General features: G+C 73.2%; 16 protein-coding genes and 1 riboswitch. Of the genes, 4 read left to right on the forward strand and 12 right to left on the reverse strand.

Annotation, left to right across the window (positions count from 1 at the left end; translation table 11 throughout):
* The first annotated feature begins 8 nt into the window (after positions 1–8).
* Genes ACIQFX_RS25270 through ACIQFX_RS25280 form a run of 3 tightly spaced genes read left to right on the forward strand, consistent with a single transcriptional unit; the run spans position 9 to position 3,076 of the window.
* On the forward strand, positions 9–830 hold the full coding sequence (locus ACIQFX_RS25270; protein WP_402468194.1) for an STM4013/SEN3800 family hydrolase: 822 nt from the start codon (positions 9–11) through the stop codon (positions 828–830).
* Positions 827–2,164 (forward strand): STM4012 family radical SAM protein, encoded by a 1,338-nt coding sequence (locus tag ACIQFX_RS25275; protein WP_402467488.1) that lies wholly within the window; start codon positions 827–829, stop codon positions 2,162–2,164. Before ACIQFX_RS25270 ends, ACIQFX_RS25275 begins: the two co-directional genes overlap by 4 nt.
* A 9-nt stretch (positions 2,165–2,173) precedes the next feature.
* Positions 2,174–3,076: an STM4011 family radical SAM protein gene (locus ACIQFX_RS25280; protein ID WP_402467491.1), complete on the forward strand. Its 903-nt coding sequence runs from the start codon at positions 2,174–2,176 to the stop codon at positions 3,074–3,076.
* Here the strand turns inward: ACIQFX_RS25280 and ACIQFX_RS25285 are convergent.
* Positions 3,063–3,857 (reverse strand): SGNH/GDSL hydrolase family protein, encoded by a 795-nt coding sequence (locus ACIQFX_RS25285; RefSeq protein WP_402467494.1) that lies wholly within the window; start codon positions 3,855–3,857, stop codon positions 3,063–3,065. The genes ACIQFX_RS25280 and ACIQFX_RS25285 overlap by 14 nt on opposite strands.
* 167 nt (positions 3,858–4,024) lie before the next feature.
* Entirely contained in the window at positions 4,025–5,002 is a 978-nt protein-coding gene (locus ACIQFX_RS25290) for a peptidoglycan DD-metalloendopeptidase family protein (RefSeq protein WP_402467497.1), read from the reverse strand.
* Between the two features lie 4 nt (positions 5,003–5,006).
* Positions 5,007–5,192: riboswitch (cyclic di-AMP (ydaO/yuaA leader) on the reverse strand.
* 360 nt (positions 5,193–5,552) lie between these two features.
* Here ACIQFX_RS25290 and ACIQFX_RS25295 point away from each other — a divergent pair.
* Complete coding sequence (locus ACIQFX_RS25295) at positions 5,553–6,374, forward strand: tyrosine-protein phosphatase (RefSeq protein WP_402467500.1); 822 nt, start codon at positions 5,553–5,555, stop codon at positions 6,372–6,374.
* A gap of 36 nt (positions 6,375–6,410) precedes the next feature.
* Here ACIQFX_RS25295 and ACIQFX_RS25300 read toward each other — a convergent pair whose 3' ends face one another.
* The 10 genes from ACIQFX_RS25300 to hpnC form a co-directional block, all read right to left on the reverse strand.
* Positions 6,411–6,566 carry a DUF6126 family protein gene (locus ACIQFX_RS25300; protein WP_167534180.1) on the reverse strand — a complete coding sequence of 52 codons (156 nt, stop codon included), beginning with the start codon at positions 6,564–6,566 and terminating at the stop codon, positions 6,411–6,413.
* Positions 6,567–6,599: 33 nt separating this feature from the next.
* A complete protein-coding gene (locus ACIQFX_RS25305) occupies positions 6,600–7,229 on the reverse strand; it encodes a helix-turn-helix domain-containing protein (RefSeq protein ID WP_402467504.1) in 630 nt (209 codons plus the stop codon).
* Positions 7,230–7,343: 114 nt separating this feature from the next.
* Complete coding sequence (locus ACIQFX_RS25310; protein ID WP_402467507.1) at positions 7,344–8,729, reverse strand: aspartate aminotransferase family protein; 1,386 nt, start codon at positions 8,727–8,729, stop codon at positions 7,344–7,346.
* A gap of 10 nt (positions 8,730–8,739) precedes the next feature.
* Complete coding sequence (hpnH, locus tag ACIQFX_RS25315) at positions 8,740–9,762, reverse strand: adenosyl-hopene transferase HpnH (protein WP_402467511.1); 1,023 nt, start codon at positions 9,760–9,762, stop codon at positions 8,740–8,742.
* A 7-nt stretch (positions 9,763–9,769) separates the two neighbouring features.
* Positions 9,770–10,441, reverse strand: a complete 672-nt coding sequence (locus ACIQFX_RS25320; RefSeq protein ID WP_402467514.1) for a 1-hydroxy-2-methyl-2-butenyl 4-diphosphate reductase — start codon at positions 10,439–10,441, stop codon at positions 9,770–9,772.
* Complete coding sequence (gene shc / locus ACIQFX_RS25325) at positions 10,441–12,426, reverse strand: squalene--hopene cyclase (RefSeq protein ID WP_402467517.1); 1,986 nt, start codon at positions 12,424–12,426, stop codon at positions 10,441–10,443. The genes ACIQFX_RS25320 and shc overlap by 1 nt, the downstream gene beginning before the upstream one ends.
* A 107-nt stretch (positions 12,427–12,533) precedes the next feature.
* Entirely contained in the window at positions 12,534–13,634 is a 1,101-nt protein-coding gene (locus ACIQFX_RS25330) for a polyprenyl synthetase family protein (protein WP_402467520.1), read from the reverse strand.
* The gene (gene hpnE, locus ACIQFX_RS25335; RefSeq protein ID WP_402467523.1) at positions 13,631–15,151 is read right to left on the reverse strand and encodes a hydroxysqualene dehydroxylase HpnE; all 1,521 of its coding nucleotides are present in this window, start codon (positions 15,149–15,151) and stop codon (positions 13,631–13,633) included. Before hpnE ends, ACIQFX_RS25330 begins: the two co-directional genes overlap by 4 nt.
* A 142-nt stretch (positions 15,152–15,293) precedes the next feature.
* On the reverse strand, positions 15,294–16,244 hold the full coding sequence (hpnD, locus tag ACIQFX_RS25340) for a presqualene diphosphate synthase HpnD (protein WP_402467526.1): 951 nt from the start codon (positions 16,242–16,244) through the stop codon (positions 15,294–15,296).
* Positions 16,241–17,152 (reverse strand): squalene synthase HpnC, encoded by a 912-nt coding sequence (gene hpnC, locus ACIQFX_RS25345; protein ID WP_402467529.1) that lies wholly within the window; start codon positions 17,150–17,152, stop codon positions 16,241–16,243. Before hpnC ends, hpnD begins: the two co-directional genes overlap by 4 nt.
* Positions 17,153–17,284: the final 132 nt, after the last annotated feature.

Here is a 17,284-nt window from a genome sequence, read left to right on the forward strand (position 1 = left end):
AGCCCGACATGAACGCGGTCGTCGGCAGCCACGACCTGCTCCTGGTCACCCTCGACACGCTGCGGTACGACGTGGCGGTCGAGCTGGCGGCCGGGGGACGGCTCCCGAACCTGGCCCGGCACCTGCCCGGCGGCGGCTGGGAGCGCCGGCACGCGCCCGGGAGCTTCACGTACGCCTCGCACCAGGCGATCTTCGCCGGCTTCCTGCCGACGCCGGCCTCCCCGGGGCCGCATCCGCGGCTGTTCGCGGCCCGGTTCGCGGGCAGCGAGACGACGGCCGGCGGGACGTACGTCTACGACACTCCCGACCTGGTGTCCGCGCTGGCGGGCGAGGGCTACCGGACGGTCTGCGTCGGGGGCGTGGGCTTCTTCAACGGGCGGCCGCCGCTGGGCGCGGTGCTGCCGGGCCTCTTCCAGGAGAGCCACTGGGAGCCGTCCTTCGGCGTCGCCTCGCCGACGTCGTTCGAGTCCCAGGTCGCGCGGGCCGAGGAGGTGGTCGCCGGCCTCCCCCGCGAGCGCAGGCTGTTCCTCTTCGTCAACGTGTCGGCGCTGCACCAGCCCAACTGGTTCCACCTGCCGGGGGCGAGCCGCGAGGCGGGCGACTCCCGGGCCACGCACGCGGCGGCCCTGGAGTACGTCGACCGGCACATCGGGCGGCTCTTCGCCGCGATGAGCAGCCGCCGGCCCTGTTTCGCGGTCGTCTGCTCGGACCACGGCACCGCGTACGGGGAGGACGGCCACACCGGGCACCGGCTCGGCCACGAGGTCGTGTGGACCGTGCCGTACGCCCAGTTCGTCCTGCCGGGACCCGACTCGGAGGCCGCCGCGTGAGCACCCCCGCCCCCCGCCCGTACCGGAGCTACGTCTACGCCTACCCGCACAAGACGGCGTACCGGGAGCTCCCCGGGCTCCCGGAGCTGGCCGCCCTGTGGGCGGACGAGCCGAAGGACGCGCTCTCCCTCTACGCGCACATACCGTTCTGCGAGGTCCGCTGCGGCTTCTGCAACCTCTTCACCCGCGTGGGCGCCCCGGACGGGCTGACGACCCGCTACCTGGACGCGCTCGACCGCCAGGCCGCGGCCGTGCGCGAGGCCCTCGGGGACGGCGGCCCGGTGCGGTTCGCCACGGCCGCCTTCGGGGGCGGCACGCCCACCTTCCTGACCGCCGGCGAGCTGGAGCGGCTCTGCGACATCGCCGAGAAGCGGATGGGGGTGGACCTGCGGGCGGTGCCGCTGTCCGTGGAGACCTCGCCCGCGACCGCGACGGCCGACCGGCTCGCCCTGCTCGCCGAGCGGGGCGCGACCCGGCTGAGCATCGGGGTGCAGAGCTTCGTGGAGGCCGAGGCGCGGGCGGCGGTCAGGCCGCAGCGCCGTGCCGACGTGGAGGCCGCGCTCGGCCGGATCCGGGACAGCGGCGTCCCCGTGCTCAACATCGACCTGATCTACGGGATCGACGGCCAGACCGAGCGGTCCTGGCAGGTCTCCCTGGACGCGGCCCTCGCCTGGCGGCCCGAGGAGCTCTACCTCTATCCGCTGTACGTGCGCCCGCTCACCGGACTCGGCCGGCTCCAGGACCCCGCGGCCGCCGACCGCGCCTGGGACGAGCAGCGGCTCCGCCTCTACCGGCACGGCCGGGACCACCTCCTCGCGCACGGCTACGAGCAGGTGTCGATGCGGATGTTCCGCCGCGCGGACGCCGGGCCCGCGGGCCCCGACGACCACGCCTGCCAGACGGACGGCATGATCGGCCTGGGGTGCGGGGCCCGCTCGTACACCTCCGCCGTGCACTACTCCTTCGACTACGCCGTCGACATGCGGGAGATCCGCTCGATCATCGACGTCTACACGGAGACGGAGGACTTCTCGCGCGCCGCGCACGGCTACGGGATGACCGGGGCCGAGGCGAGGCGCCGTCACCTCCTCCAGTCGCTGCTCCAGGCGCAGGGCATGCCCGTCGACGGCTACGAGGAGCGCTTCGGTTCCTCTCCCCTGGCCGACTTCGGCCCCGAGCTCGCCCGGTTCGAGGCGCTCGGCTGGCTGGACGCGGACGCGCCGGAGGGGCTGCTGCGGCTGTCGCCCGAGGGGCTCGCGCACTCGGACGGGCTGGGCCCCGATCTCTTCTCCCCCGCCGTACGGGCCGCGATGGCCGCGTACGAGGCGAAGTAGCGGGCCGGCGTGCACCCGAACCCGTCCTCGGGCACGGACCTGACCGTGCTGTACCGGGGCCCGCTCTCCTCCTGCGACTTCGACTGCCCGTACTGCCCGTTCGCGAAGCGGCGGGACACCCCCGAGCTGCTGCGCGCGGACCGGGCGGCGCTCGAACGGTTCACCGGGTGGGCCGCCGGGCAGACCGGTGACCGGCTGCGGATCCTCTTCACCCCGTGGGGCGAGGGCCTCGTGCGCTCCTGGTACCGGCGGGCGCTGGTCGAGCTCTCCCGGCTGCCGCACGTGGAGCGGGTGGCGATCCAGACCAATCTGAGCTGCCGCACCGACTGGCTGGCGGAGGCGGACCCGGAGACCGTGGCGCTCTGGTGCACGTACCACCCCGGCCAGACGCCGTACGAGCGCTTCCTGGCGAAGTGCCGCGACCTGACCGGGCGGGGCGTCCGGTTCAGCGTCGGCGTGGTCGGGCTGCCCGAGCACGCGGACGACGCCCGGAGGCTGCGCGCCGCCCTGCCGCCGCACGTGTACCTCTGGGTGAACGCGGCGGAGGGGCACGTGTACACCGACGCGGAGGCGGCGGAGTGGACGGGGATCGACCCGCTCTTCCCCTACAGCCGGCATCCGCACCGGTCGGCGGGGCTGCCCTGCCGGACGGGCGAGTCGGTGATCTCGGTGGACGGCGAGGGGACGGTGCGGCGCTGCCACTTCGTCAGGGCGGAGCTGGGGAACCTGTACGACGGCTCGTACCGCGCCGCCCTGCGCCCCCGGGCCTGCCCCCTCGCCGTCTGCGACTGCCACATCGGCTACGTCCACCTGGAGACGCTGCCGCTGTACGACGTGTTCGCCGGCGGGGTCCTGGAGCGGATCCCCGCCGTCCTGCCCCCGCCGTCCCTCCCCCTGACTACAGGGGCATGAGGTCGGGGCGCTTGGCCTCGACGTGGTCGCCGGAGCTTTCGCCGCGGAGGCGGCGGCCGATCCAGGGGACGAGGTACTCCTTGGCCCAGTGGATGTCGTCGCGGCGGACTTCGAGGGTGCCGCGCGGGGGGACCGGGGGCCAGGGCTGGTCCGGGTCGGCGGGCACGGGGAGGCCGAGGACCTGGCCGGCGCGCAGGGCGACACGGGTGTGGCCGTCCGGGGAGAGGTGGAGCCGGTCGTCGTCCCAGGCGCGCCGGTCCTGGACGGACTTCAGCGACCACAGGTCGAGGACCGGGCAGCCGTAGCGGTCGGCGATGGCCCGGACGTGTCCGTTGTACGTGGCGATCTTGCCGCGCAGGTGCTTGAGGAGGATCACGTCGCGGGTGTCGAAGCCGGTGGTCACCATGACGGTGCCGACGGCGGAGGCCAGGTCGGCGACGGCGCGCTCGAAGCGCTCGGCGACGTCGTCGGGGTCCGTGCCGGGGCGGATGATGTCGTTGCCGCCGGCGCAGAAGGTCACCAGGTCGGGGGCGAGTTCCTTCGCCCGGGGGACCTGTTCCGCCACGATCTGGTCGAGGAGGCGCCCGCGTACGGCCAGGTTGGCGTAGCGGAAGTCGTCGTGCTCCGGCAGCTCGTCGGCGAGCAGGACCGCGAAACGGTCCGCCCAGCCGACGTACGTCCCGTCGGGCCCGGGGTCTCCGACGCCCTCGGTGAAGCTGTCACCGATCGCCGCGTACGACCCGAATGCGTTCTTGTCTGTTGATCTCGAATCGTCTGCCACGGGACCACATCCTTCCCCTTCGGATGTGACCTACGCGACCGTAAGGAGGGGTTGACGCCGGGTGACATATGCCACCGATAAAGATTCCCCCAAGCCGGAATACGGCGGCGGCCCGGCACGTGCGTGCCGGGCCGCCAGGAGGGCTTCCGCGAAGGGAGGCGTCCGCGTCAGACGGAGACGCCGTGCTGGCGCAGGTAGGCCAGCGGGTCGATGTCCGAGCCGTAGTTCGGCGAGGTGCGGATCTCGAAGTGCAGGTGCGGGCCGGTGGAGTTGCCGGTGGAACCGGAGAGGCCGATCTGCTGGCCGCCGGTGACGGTCTGGCCGGACGAGACGGAGAGGGAGGAGAGGTGCGCGTACTGCGAGTAGTTGCCGTCGGCGTGCTGGATGACGACCTCGTTGCCGTAGGCGCCGCTCCAGCCGGCGGAGACGACCGTGCCGGCGCCGACGGCGCGGACGGTGGTGCCGGAGGAGGCGATGAAGTCGACACCGGTGTGGTAGCCGGAGGACCACATGGAGCCGGAGGCGCGGTACGGGGTGGAGAAGCCGCCGGTGACGGGGGCGACCCAGCCGGAGGCGGAGGTCGAGGAGCCCGACGACTGCGCGGCCTGCGAGGTGGTGGTCTCCGAGGTGGCGGCGGCCGGGGCGGAGGAGCGCTCGGAGCCGCGGGAGGCGCGCGGGGTGTCGCCGTTCTTCGAGCTCTGGGTGCTCTTGGGGGCGGCCTTGGGCGCGGTGCTCTTCGGGGCGGCGGGCGCGGAGCCCTTGGCGCCGAGGGTGAGCTTCATGCCGGGGAGGATCAGCGAGGGGTCCTCGCCGACGACCCGGCGGTTGTCGGCGTACAGCTTCTGCCAGCCGCCGGCGAGGTGGTGCTCGGCGGCGATCTTCGACAGGTGGTCGCCGCGGACGACGGAGTACGTCTTCGGCGCGGCCTTGGCGGGGGCGGCCTGGACGGCGGCGGGGGCCTTCACCTGCGCTGCGGCGGTGACGGCGTGGCCCGGGACGGCGGCCGGAGCGGACTGCTCGGCGGCGTGGGCCCCGGTCGCTCCGAGGAGCGGGAGGGCGACGACGGCGCCACCGGTGCCGGCGACGGCGAGTCCACGGGTGAGGGGGTTGGTCCTGGGACGGCGGTGCTTACCCTTCGCGGGCATGGCGAATTCCTCTCCGGCGCCTGCGAGGTGAGCTGTCGGGTTCGGACTGGAGATGCCCGGCCGCGTTCTCACGCGGCTTCACCCCGAGCCGTCCTGCATCGCGGGACCGGCGTACTTCCTGGGTCCCCCGCTCCTGCCACACATGGGTGAGTGAATTCCGGACGGTGGCAGGATTCGGCGGTCCGACCGGATTGACGGTGACGCTAGACGAGCGGGGTCGGCGCGAACAAGCCACTGTTTTCGAGGGGGATTCACGGGGGTGCCATTCGGCTCGAATTCCGGTCACCCTGCGTGGATGACGGTCCTTCGATTTCCTTTTTGCGCACGGAAATTGCTCCGGGCGGTCGGCCACGATCCGTCACCTTTATGACGCTGCTCACGCAGCCCGGCCCATCTCGCCTGCAACCAGGGCGCGTTATCCCCAATACCTCAATTCGGACAGATCGCCCATTACCGTCCGAGGGGGTGCGCCTTCACCACCCCAACGGGATGATTGGCCCTGGAACCGATCTCGCGTCGGGCACCCGAACGACGACACCCAGGAGCATCCGTGACGCAGCAGCTTCCGCAGGTCCCGCCCACCGAAGCCGACGAGCCCGAACTGGCGGAGGTCCGCAACTTCAGGGACGTGGGCGGCCTGCCGACGACGGACGGGCGCGCCGTGCGCCCGGGCCGTCTCTTCCGCAGCGGCCACCTCGCCCACGCGACCGAGAGCGACGTCGCCTTCCTCGCCGCGCTGGGACTGCACACCGTCTTCGACTTCCGCAACGAGGCCGACCGGAAGGTCGAGGGCGCGGACGTCGAGCTGCCCGGCGTACGGAACGTGAACATACCGCTCAACGACCCGGCCGACGGCAAGGAGTTCTGGAAGCTGGTCCGCGACGGCGAGACAGAGCAGCTGCGGGAGATCCTCGGCGACGGCAAGGCCGCCGCCCGGATGTCCGAGTCGTACCGGAGGATGGTGGTCGAGCGGGCGTCGGAGCACAGCCGGATCCTGCACTCCCTGGCGGAGGAGAGCGTCCCCGCCCTGATGCACTGCGCGGCCGGCAAGGACCGCGCCGGGCTCTCCATCGCGATCACGCTGCTCGCCGTCGGCGTCGAGCGGAAGGCGATCGAGGCCGACTACGTGAAGTCGAACGACCCGCACCGCCGCTACAAGGTGCGCCGCAGCTCCACCTCCCCCGACGCGATGTCGCCCGAGGTGATGGAGCTGCTGAGCCCGCTGTTCGACGCGCGGGTGGAGTACCTGCGGGCCGCCTTCGAGACGATCGAGGCGACCTGGGGCACGGTGGACGCCTACCTCTCGGAGGGCCTGAAGCTGGCCCCGGAGACCCGCGAGCGCCTGCGGGAGCGGCTGCTCACGGAGGTGTGACCTCCACCCGGGCCGCCCCGGCGGCCCGGACCGCCGCTACTGGTTCTGCCCGCCCAGCATGAAGAGCAGGTAGAGGAAGCCGGCGAAGAGGTGGCCGGCGATCAGGTAGGCGAAGAGGCGGAGCACGAGCCCCTTGGGGAACTTGCCCTCTCCTCGCTCCTCGCCGGTGACAGGTGCGGACTTCTCGGACATGTCGGTCCTTTCCTGGGGAAGGGTCGCGCAGGGTCAGCGCAGGTGCGGGGTTCCGTCGCCGAGGCACAGCTCGGCGGCGGGACTCTGCATCAGCGTGTGGACGAAGAGGAGCTCGGCCCCGCCCGGGGTGGCGGCGCCGATCCGGTGCGGGGTCAGCGAGTCGAAGTGCGCGCTGTCCCCCGGGTCGAGGACGTGGACGGCCTCGCCGAGCGCGAGCCGCACCCGGCCCTCCAGGACGTGGATCCACTCCTCGCCGGGGTGGACCCGCACGATGTCGGCCCGGGTGGCGTACGGCACGTGGACGCGCAGGCACTGGAGGGCGCGTCCGGCGCCGCCGGCCTGCCGGTAGATCCAGCCGTCGGCCTCGACGGGGTCGGAGCGGCCGGCCCGCACGACGGGGTCGCGCTCGGGCGGTGCCTCGCCCAGCAGCTCGGACACCGTCGTACCGTAGATGCGTGCGAGCGCGAGCAGCATCGGCAGCGAGGGCTGCCGGTTCCCCGTCTCCAGCCGCGAGAGGTGGGCGGGCGAGAGGCCGGCGCGCTGGGCGGCGGCCTCCAGGGTGAGCCCCCGGCGGCGGCGCAGGGCCCGCAGCTGCGGGGCGACGTCGGGCAGGGCGCCGGAGGCGGCGGGGTCCGGGGAGGCTTCCCCGGGGACGTGGTCCATGCGTCCATTCCGCCAGGAGGATGCCTCTGAGGCAAGTTTCTTGCCCCAGAGGCAAAGATCACCGGAAGCCGCCGCTGCCCCCGGAAGCCGGGGACACCGACGGCCCGGTGCGCTTCAGCGCTGCGCGACCGCCTGCTTCACGAGTGTCCTCCCGAAGTCCCACATCAGCCCACTGCCCCCGTGCGCCTCGTCCATGACCGCCGTGAAGGCGGTGACGAACCGGTCCACGTCCGCCTCGTCGACGACCAGCGGCGGGATCAGCTTGATCACCTCCAGGTGGTCGCCGGAGACCTGCGTGAGGATCCGGTGCCGCTGGAGCAGCGGGACGACGACCATCTGGGCGAAGAGGCCCTTGCGGGCCGCCTGGAGCATCGTCCAGCGGCCGCGCAGCCCGAGGGAGCTCGGCCGGCCGAACTCGATCCCGATCATCAGCCCGCGCCCGCGGATCTCGTGCAGCAGCTCGTACCGGGGCACGAGCTCCTTGAGGCGTCCGGAGAGCAGATCGCCGATCCGGCGGGCGTGGGCGACCGTGCCCTCGGACTCCATGACCGACAGGACGGCGAGCCCGGCCGCCATGGCCTGCGCGTTCGACCCGAAGCTCGCCGAGTGGACCAGGACGCGGTCCATCGACGAGTACACCTTCTTGAAGATCCAGTCCTTGCCGAGGGTGGCGCCGACCGGGACGTAGCCGCCGGAGAGCGCCTTGGCGACGCAGACCAGGTCCGGCTCGACGCCCTCGTCGTGCTGGTACGCGTAGAAGTCGCCGGTCCGGCCGAGGCCGGTCTGCACCTCGTCGGCGATCAGCAGGGCCCCGTGCCGGTGCAGCAGCTCCTGGGCGGAACGCAGGAAGCCCGGCGGCGCCTCGTGGACGCCCTTGCCCTGGATGGGCTCGACGACGAAGGCGGCCACGTCGCCCCGGCGCAGCTCCCGCTCCAGGGCGTCGAGGTCGCCGAGGGCGATCGCGGTGTCCGGCAGGAGCGGGTCGAAGCCCTCCCGGAAGCCCCGCTCCCCGTTGACGGAGAGGGAGCCGGTGGTGAGCCCGTGGAAGGCGTGGGAGCAGTAGAGGACCCTGGGGCGCCCGGTGGCGTACCGGGCGAACTTCAGGGCGGTCTCCACGGCCTCGGTGCCGCTGTTGCCGAAGAAGACCCGGTCGAGGTGCGGGCTGTGGGCGAGCAGCCGCTCGGCGAGCAGCCCGGGGAGCGGCTGGCAGTCGAAGCGGGTGAGGTCGGCGAGCTGGGCGTCCAGGACGTCGTGGAGGGCCTTGCGGACGACGGGGTGGTGCCGTCCGAGGCCCATCACGCCGAAGCCGGCGAGCATGTCGAGGTGGTCGACGCCGTCGGCGTCCCAGAAGTGGGCACCCTCGGCCCGCTCGTACACCTTGTCGAAACCGATGGTGTGCAGCATGCGCGGCAGCTGGTGGTTGAGGTACTTGGCGTGCAGCTCGTAGCGCTCGCCGCCGCGCGCGTCGAGCAGCGCCCGCAGGTCGAACTCCCCGCTCATGCCGGCCGCCTCACCCGTTGTTCCCGGAGACGGTCTCCCGGACCGCGCGCAGGGACTCCTTGAGGGAGCCCATGGTCGCGAGGACGGCGGTGGGCTCGTACCCGCAGTGCGCCATGCAGTTGGCGCAGCGCGGGTCCTTGCCGCGTCCGTACTTGTCCCAGTCGGTCTCCTCGACCAGTTCGCGGTACGTGGGGACGTAGCCGTCGCTCATCAGGTAGCAGGGGCGCTGCCACCCGAAGAGCGAGTAGTTGGGAATGGCCCAGGCGGTGCACGGGAAGTCCGCCTTTCCTTCCAGGAAGTCCAGGAAGAGCGGCGAGTGGTTGAGCCGCCAGCGGCGCCGGTTTCCTCCCGCGAAGGCCTTCTTGAAGAGTTCCCGGGTCTGCTCGACGCCGAGGAAGTGCTCCTGGTCGGGGGCCTTCTCGTAGGCGTAGGCGGGCGAGATCATCATTTCGTCGACCTGGAGGTCGTCGTTGAGGAAATTGAGCACCTCGATGATCGTCTGCGGTGTGTCGGTGTTGAAGAAGGTCGAATTGGTGGTGACCCGGAAACCGCGCCGCTTGGCCTCCTTGATCGCCGCCACCGCCTCGTCGAACACTCCCTCCTTGGCAACGGATTCGTCGTGCCGTTCGCGCAGGCCGTCGATGTGCACGGCGAAGGCGAAATACGGGGAGGGCGTGAAGTCCGCCAGCTTCTTGCGCAGCAGCATGGCGTTGGTGCACAGGAAGACGTACTTGCGCCGGGCCACCAGCTGGCGCACGATCTCGTGGATCTGGGGGTGCATCAGCGGCTCGCCGCCGGCGATGGACACCATGGGCGCACCGGACTCGAGGACCGCGCCGACCGCCTGCGCGACCGGCATGCGCTGCTTGAGGATGCCCGCCGGGTGCTGGATCTTCCCGCAGCCCTCGCACTTGAGGTTGCAGGCGTAGAGCGGCTCCAGCTCGACGATCAGCGGGAACTTGTCCCGCTTGCGGAGCTTCTGTTCGAAGAGGTAGGTCCCGACCCGGATGGACTGACGGAGCGGCATGGCCATAACTCGTTCACCTCCTGGGGAGCAGCAAAGAACGGTGCCATTCGAAGAACGCGGGAAGGACGGCACGAAGGACACGGAAGGCTGATATTCCCCCGCGTACCGTGCCGATCCGGACCAGTTCATGTTCCGGAGCGTCCACGACCACCCGGACGGCCGCAACCGGGCGGGCGTCGAGGCCGTCCCCGAACGCCCCGGCGGACCGGGCGGTGCGGAGCGTGGCGGCGGACTCCATGTCGACGGCGATCGCCCCGCCGACCCGCAGCTCGACCCGTTCGGGGCCGCGCACCACGTGGTCGGAGCCGATGAGCGGCCCGGTGTGCACGGCCCGCCCGGGCAGCGCCTTGGCGAGGGCCTTCACCAGCAGGTCGGTGCCGGTGCAGGGGGTGGTGCCGTCGGGCCCCCTGGTCTCGTCGGCGACGATCAGGTCCCCCGGGTGCATGCCGGGGGCGAGGCCGGCGCAGAACCCGGAGGCGATGACCGCGGCGTCCCGCCGACGCTCCTCGCCGAGGGCCCGCGCGACGGCCCGGCGGGCCCGGTCCGGGCCCATGCCGGTGCGCAGCACGGTCACCGGGCCCGGGGCGCCGCCGCGGTCCCCGCTGCGCAGGGCGAACTGCTCGATGCCGAGCGCGCAGGCGATCAGCAGCGGCGGGGTGGCGCCGGGGCCGGGCTCGCGACCCATCAGCGCTCCTCGCCGGGCGAGGGCTCCCCGTGCACGTACCGCCCGAGCGCGGTGAGCGGGAACACCTGCCGGTAGAGGTGGTAGTTGATGGAGAAGTCCCAGGGGAAGCCGGTGCCGGTGAAGTACGGCTCGTCCCAGGAACCGTCCTCGCGCTGGGTGGCGGCGAGCCAGGCGACGCCCCGCCGGACGGCCTCGGACTCCCGCTCGCCGGCGGCGAGCAGGGCGATCAGCGCCCACGCGGTCTGGGAGGCGGTCGAGGCGCCGCGGCCGACGCTCCTCTCGTCCTCGTACGAGCGGAGGTCCTCGCCCCAGCCGCCGTCCTCGTTCTGTACGGCCCCCAGCCAGCCGACGGCCCGGCGGAGCGCCGGATGGGACGGGGGCAGTCCGGCGGCGGTGAGCGCCGGGACCACCGAGCCCGTCCCGTACACGTGGTTGACGCCCCAGCGGCCGAACCAGGCTCCGTTCGGCTCCTGTTCGGCGAGGAGCCACTCGATCCCCCGGCGGGCCCTGGGGTGTTGGGCGAGGCCCTCGTAGGCGAGCATCTCCACGACGTGGGCGGTGACGTCGGCGGAGGGCGGGTCGATGACCTCCCCGAAGTCGCAGAACGGCAGCTTGTTGGGGAACGGGCTGGTGTTGTCGGCGTCGAAGGCGCCCCAGCCGCCGTCCTGCGACTGCATGCCGAGCGTCCAGCGCGCGCCCCGGGCGACGGCCGCCTCGACCCGCGCGGGGTCGGGGTGCTTCACCCGGCGCAGCGCGAGCAGCACCTCGGCGGTGTCGTCGATGTCGGGGTAGTTGTCGTTGTGGAACTCGAACGCCCAGCCGCCCGGCGGCAGTCCGGGACGGCGGACCGCCCAGTCCCCGGACCTGGTGATCTCCTCGTCCAGCATCCAGTCGACGGCCTTCACGAGCGCCGGATGGTCGGGGGCGACGCCCGCGTCGGCGAGCGCGATGGTGGCGAGGCAGGTGTCCCAGACGGGCGACTGGCAGGCCTCGATCATGCGTGAGCCGTCCTCGCGCCACACGGCGAAGCGGTCGAGCGACTCCAGGCCGGCCCGCATGACCGGGTGGTCGAGGTCGTAGCCGAGGAGGTGGAGGGCGATGATCGAGTAGACGGCCGGGGGCTGGATGCCGCCCCAGCAGCCGTCGTTCTCCTGGCGCTCGACGATCCACCGCGCGGCGACGTTCATGGCGGTCCCGCGGAGCGCGCGCGGCGCCATCCGGTGGTAGACGTGCAGCGCCTTGTCGAGCCGCTGGAAGACGCCGTCCCAGCCGGTCGCGGGGGCGAGGGGGCGGGGCGGGTTCGGCCGGGCCGGGTCGGTGTGCAGCTCGTCGAGCGGGAAGGGCGCGGGGCGGACCGGGCGCTTCGCGGAGACGACGGTGAGCGGCACGATGGTCTGCCGGGCCCAGCAGCCGAAGTCGTAGATGTTGAGCGGGAACCACTTCGGCAGGAAGAGCAGCTCCGGGGGCAGTTCGGGCAGGTCCTCCCAGCGCCACCAGCCGAAGAGGGCCAGCCAGATCCGGGTGAAGACCCGGGCGGCGGCGATCCCGCCGCGGGCGCGGACCCAGGCGGCGGCGCGGGCCATGTGGGGGGCCTCGGGCGGGTCGCCGGCGAGGCGCAGTGCCACATAGGCCTCGACGGTGGCGGAGAGCTCGCCGGGTCCGCCGTAGAAGGTCGCCCAGGCACCGTCCTCGCGCTGTCCGCGGCGGATGTGGAGGGCGGAGGCCCGGGTGGTGTCGGCGTCGTGGATGCCGAGGAACTGGCGGAGGAGGAGGTCCTCGGCGTCCATGGTGACGTTGGTCTCCAGGTCGCCCTTCCACCAGCCCGCCGGGTCCTGGCGGGCGAGCAGGTGCTCGACGGCCCGTTGCGCGGCCCGCGCGGCGGTCCCGTCGAGGTCCGGCGCCGAGGCGTCGGTGTCGTGCGTGGTGCTGGCCGCGGCCGCTCGGGGGCCCACGGCCCCGGCGCTTCCGTCGGTCGTCGCTGTCATGGCTTCCCCTTTGCGCAGTCGGATTCTTCTGCTTCTACGGGTCTGCCGTCGGCCGGCGCCGGGTGGCACCGGCCGGCGACCGCGAACTCATATCAGGGTGATGGTGATCATCTCTTCCGTACGACCACGAAGTCGGCCAGGGCGACGAGCTGCGCCCGCACGTGGGCGGGCATGTCCACCTCGTTCAGGGCCTCGATCGCGACGGCGTGCTGGCGGCGGGCCTCCTGGGAGGTCCACTCGCGTCCGCCGGCCTCCTCGATGAGGGCGGCCCGGAAGGCGAACTCCTCCTCGGAGAAGCTGTCGAAGTCGTTGGACTTGGCGTCCGCGGCGAGCAGCTCGCCGAGCCGCTCGGAGGCCTCGCCGCCAGCGGCGAGGGCGGCGACGACCGGGAGGGACTTCTTGCGCTGGCGCAGGTCGCTCCAGGTCTGCTTGCCGGTGGCCTCCGGGTCGCCCCAGATGCCGAGGAGGTCGTCCACGGCCTGGAAGGCGAGGCCGAGGTGGTAGCCGTACTCCTCCAGCTTGTCGGCGGTGCGGTCGTCGGCGCCACCGAGGACGGCACCGATGGAGACGGCGCAGGCGAGCAGGGCGCCCGTCTTGTTGCCCTCCATCTCCAGGCACTCCTCGACGGTGACCCGCTCGCGGTGCTCGTAGGAGATGTCCTGGGCCTGCCCGTCGATCAGCTTGCGGCTGGCCGTGGTGAGCCGACGGGTGGCCCGGCCCGCCTCGACGGTCCCGAGTTCCAGCAGGATCTCGTTGGCGAGGGCGAAGAGCGCGTCGCCGACGAGGATGGCCTGCGCGGGGCCGTGGACCTTCCACACGGTGTCGCGGTGGCGGCGCTGCTCGTCGCCGTCCATCAGGTCGTCGTGGAGCAGCGAGAAGTTGTGGACGAGTTCCACGGCGACGGCGCCGGGGATCCCGATCTCGGGCGCGGCGCCCGCGGCCTCGGCCGACAGCAGGGCCAGCGCCGGGCGGACGGCCTTGCCGCCGTCGCCGTCGGCGGGGTTGCCGTGGGCGTCGATCCAGCCGAAGTGGTAGGCGGCCACGGTGTCCATGGGCGACGCGAGGCGGTCGACGGCCGCCCGCAGTACGGGGGTGGACAGGGTCCGCCCCCGCTCCAGCAGTGCGGACACGTCCGCGGTGTCGACGGCCGGATTCCCCGGCGGCGCAGTCGGCACGGTCTCTCCTCTTGTTCCGGTACTCACACTCATGCCGCCTCCTGCAGCGGATGGTCATGGCGGCGGCCGAAGGCGGAGAGCGCGGCGCCCGCGGCGCTGAAACCACTGCGGACGGCACCCTCCATGGTCGCGGGCCAGCCGGTGGCGGTCCAGGCTCCGGCCAGGTAGAGGCCCGGTGCCCCGGTGCGGGCGCCGGGCCGCAGTCGGCCGACGCCCGGGGTGGGGGCGAACGTGGCCGTCCGCTCCCTGGTGACGAAGAAGTCGCGGACCTCCGCGCCGCGGGCGGCGGGCAGCAGCCGCTCCAGCTCGGGAAGGTACTTCGCGCGCAGGGCGGCGACGGGCTCGTCGATCTCGTCCTGGGCGGCGGACTGGGAGACGGCGAGGTACTGGCCGCCCACCCGTCGCCCACCACCGCCCTTGTCCGAGGGCCCTTCGGGCCCGCCCCTCAGCAGTCCGGAGGAGTCGGTGCGGTCGAAGACCCACTGCACCGGGGAGCCGAGGGTGGTGAAGAAGGGACGCTTCAGCACCTTGCGGTCGTAGACCACGTGCAGGTTGAGGATCGGCGCGGTGGCGATGTCGAGGAGGCGGTCGGGGTCGTCGAGGGCGCCCTCGGGCAGCAGGCCGTGGGTCTCCTGCTGCGGTACGGCGAGGACGACGGCGTCCGCCGTGATCGTCTCGCCGGGGACGTCGACGGCCCAACGCCCGTCGTCGGTACGGGAGATCCGCTCGGCCTTGGTGCGGAGCGCGGTGCGGACGCCGAGGGCGTCGAGCTCCTTCGCGGCGCGGGTGTCGTGGAGTTCGCCGAGCGGGACGTGGGCCCAGCCGATGTCGGCGGCGCCGGGCTCGGAGAGGAGTCCGGTCTTGAAGACCATCGCGGCGAGCCCCATGGAGGCCTGCGGGGCGGGCGCGTTGAGGGTGGGGATGCCGACGAGGTCCCACAGGGCCTCGACGGTCCGCGGGGACTGTCCGTGCCGGCCGAGCCAGGTGGCGAAGTCGATGCCGTCGAGCGCCGGGTCGGCGGGGTCCAGTTTCCTCAGGGCGAGCGCGGCCCGTCCGACGGAGGCCCGCTCGGCGAGGGACAGGTGCGGGTAGGTGGCGAGGCTGCGGGCGAGGTGCAGCGGCACGGGGAGGGCGTCGCGGCGGATCCGGCCGAGCCGGGGGCCGCCGGGGTGGCCGACGTCGAGGACGGGCACGTCGAGGCGGTCCTGGAGCGGGGCGAGGCGTGCGCCGCCGACCCGGTCGAGGAACCACCGGTAGGCGGTGCAGCAGCGCAGGTAGACGTGCTGGCCGTTGTCGACGGTGAGCTCGCCGCGGCGGAAGGAGAAGGCGAGGCCGCCGAGCCGGGGCCGGCCTTCGAGGAGGGTGACGCGGACGCCCGCGTCGGCGAGCTGGAGCGCGGTGGTGACGCCGGCGAGCCCGCCGCCGACCACGACGACGTGCCGTCGGTCGCCGCTGTCGCCGCCGCCGGAGCGCGGGTCGCCGGGGCGGCCCGCGCGGCGGGTCGGCCCGGTGCCCGGCAGGGCGTCGCGCTCGGTTCCGTCGGTCGTCACTCGGCCTCCGTTCGGGTCGTCAGGGGCGGGGTCGGGGCGGACCTGTCCGTCGGGCGCACGGCCGCGGCGGGCACGGCCGCCCCCGGCAGGGACGCCGGAACGGTGCCCGGGGTTGCGCGCCGGTCGGAAGCGTACGGTGGCATCAGGCACGCCCCCTGACGGTGCGGCGGGCGATGGTGCGGGTGTCGAGGCCGGACAGGCCGCGCACCGCGACGTAGGCCTTCTCCCGGCCGGGCAGCGAGACGCGGCCCCGCAGCACGGCCTCGGGATCGCGCTCGATCCGGTCGAGGAGGCGCCGGTAGATGCCGGCCATGGCCGCCACGCAGGCGCCGCTGCGCCGGTCGAGCAGCGGGAGCAGCCGGTAGCCCTCGGCGAACAGGGCGCGGGCGCGCCGCACTTCGAAGTGGACGAGTCCGGCGAAGTCGGAGCCGGGGGGCATCGTCGCGCTGCCGAAGCCGTCCCCGCAGCCGAACTTGGCGAGGTCGTCGGAGGGCAGATAGGTGCGCCCGTTCCCGGCGTCCTCGCGTACGTCCCTGAGGATGTTGGTGAGTTGGAGCGCGAGGCCGAGGGTGTCGGCGTACTCGGGGGCCCGGTCGGCGCCCGCGGCGCCGGGCTGGGTGCCGAAGACGCCGAGGGAGATGCGCCCGATCGCGCCCGCGACACAGCGGCAGTAGACCTTGAGGTCGTCCCAGGTCTCGTAGGTCGCGCCGCGCACGTCCATGAGGACGCCGTCGATGAGTTCGTCGAGGCCGCCGAGCGGGATGGGGAAGCGGCGGGCCGAGTCGGCGAGGGCGACCGCGACCGGGTCGGTGTCGTCCTCGTCGATCTTGCCCGCGCGCACCCGGTCGAGCAGGACCCGGGTGGCTTCGAGCCGCTCCCGCTTGGCCTCGGGCGCGAGCGTGCCGTCGCCGATGTCGTCGACCCGCCGGGAGAAGGCGTACAGCGCGGACATCGCCTGGCGCTTGTCGGCCGGCAGCAGCCGGATCCCGTAGGCGAAGTTACGGGCCTGCTGCCCGGTGACCGCCTCGCAGTAGCTGTAGGCGGCCAGGACCGGTGCGGACGGCTGGGGCTGTGCCTCCACGGTCGCGCTCACCCCTCTTTCCGCGCCCGGAGCAGAACCGCTCCCGCCTGGCGCATCAGGCTCGGCTTGGTGGCCTTCGGTGGGCCGGTCAGTACGTCGAATCCGGCGTCGGCGACGGCGTCGAGGGCCGCGAACCCCCCGGCGGTGAAGCCGGCGAGGAGGAGGCGGAGCCGGCCGTGGACGCTGCCGACGAGCGGGCTGCCCGCGTGGAGCAGCTCGCGGGCCCGCTCGGCCTGGAAGGCGATCAGGGCGCGCACGGAGGCTCCGGCGGTCGGTTGCGCCAGGTCGTCCTCGGTGACGTGGAAGCGCTTGAGGTCCTCGGCGGGCAGGTAGATCCGGTCGCGGCCGAGGTCCTCGGCGACGTCCTGGAGGTGCTCGACGATCTGGAGGGCGGTGCAGATCTCGTCGGAGCGCCGGATCCGCTCGGGCGTCTCGGTGCCGGTGATGCCGAGGACGAGCCGGCCGACGGGGTTGGCGGAGAGCTCGCAGTACGCGAGGAGGTCGTCGTACGTCTCGTAGCGGCGGACCAGCTGGTCCTGCCGGTTGGCCGCGACGAGGCCGAGGAACGGCTCGGGGCCGAGCCCGCACCGCCGCACGGTCGGCTGGAGCGCGCGCAGCAGGGGGTGGTGGGGGGTGCCGTCGAAGACGCGGTGGAGGTCGGCCTCGAAGGCGTCGAGGACGGCGAGCCGGTCGTCGGCGTGCTCGGGGTCGACGCCGAGGTGTCGGGCGTCGGAACCGCCGGGGGCGAGGTCGCCGTCGCCGATGTCGTCGACCAGGCGGGCGAAGCCGTAGACGGCCATGAGGTCGTCGCGCCAGGCGCGGGGCAGGAAGAAGGGGGCCACGGGGAAGTTCTCGTCCGCGGCCTTGCCGAGTGTGGCGCGCGAGGAGGCGTCGGGGCGCGCCTGCCGGGTGTCCGTCACAGGTCACTGCCCGCCGGAGGGACGGCGACACCCTCGTGGAGCTGGAGATTCTGCGTCATGGCCGTCACGTCTCCCGTTCTACACTGCCGATCCAATCCATCCTATTTCGGACACGCCGCCGACCCCTGCCCG

Source organism: Streptomyces sp. NPDC093089 (assembly GCF_044754405.1).
Lineage (GTDB): Bacteria > Actinomycetota > Actinomycetes > Streptomycetales > Streptomycetaceae > Streptomyces.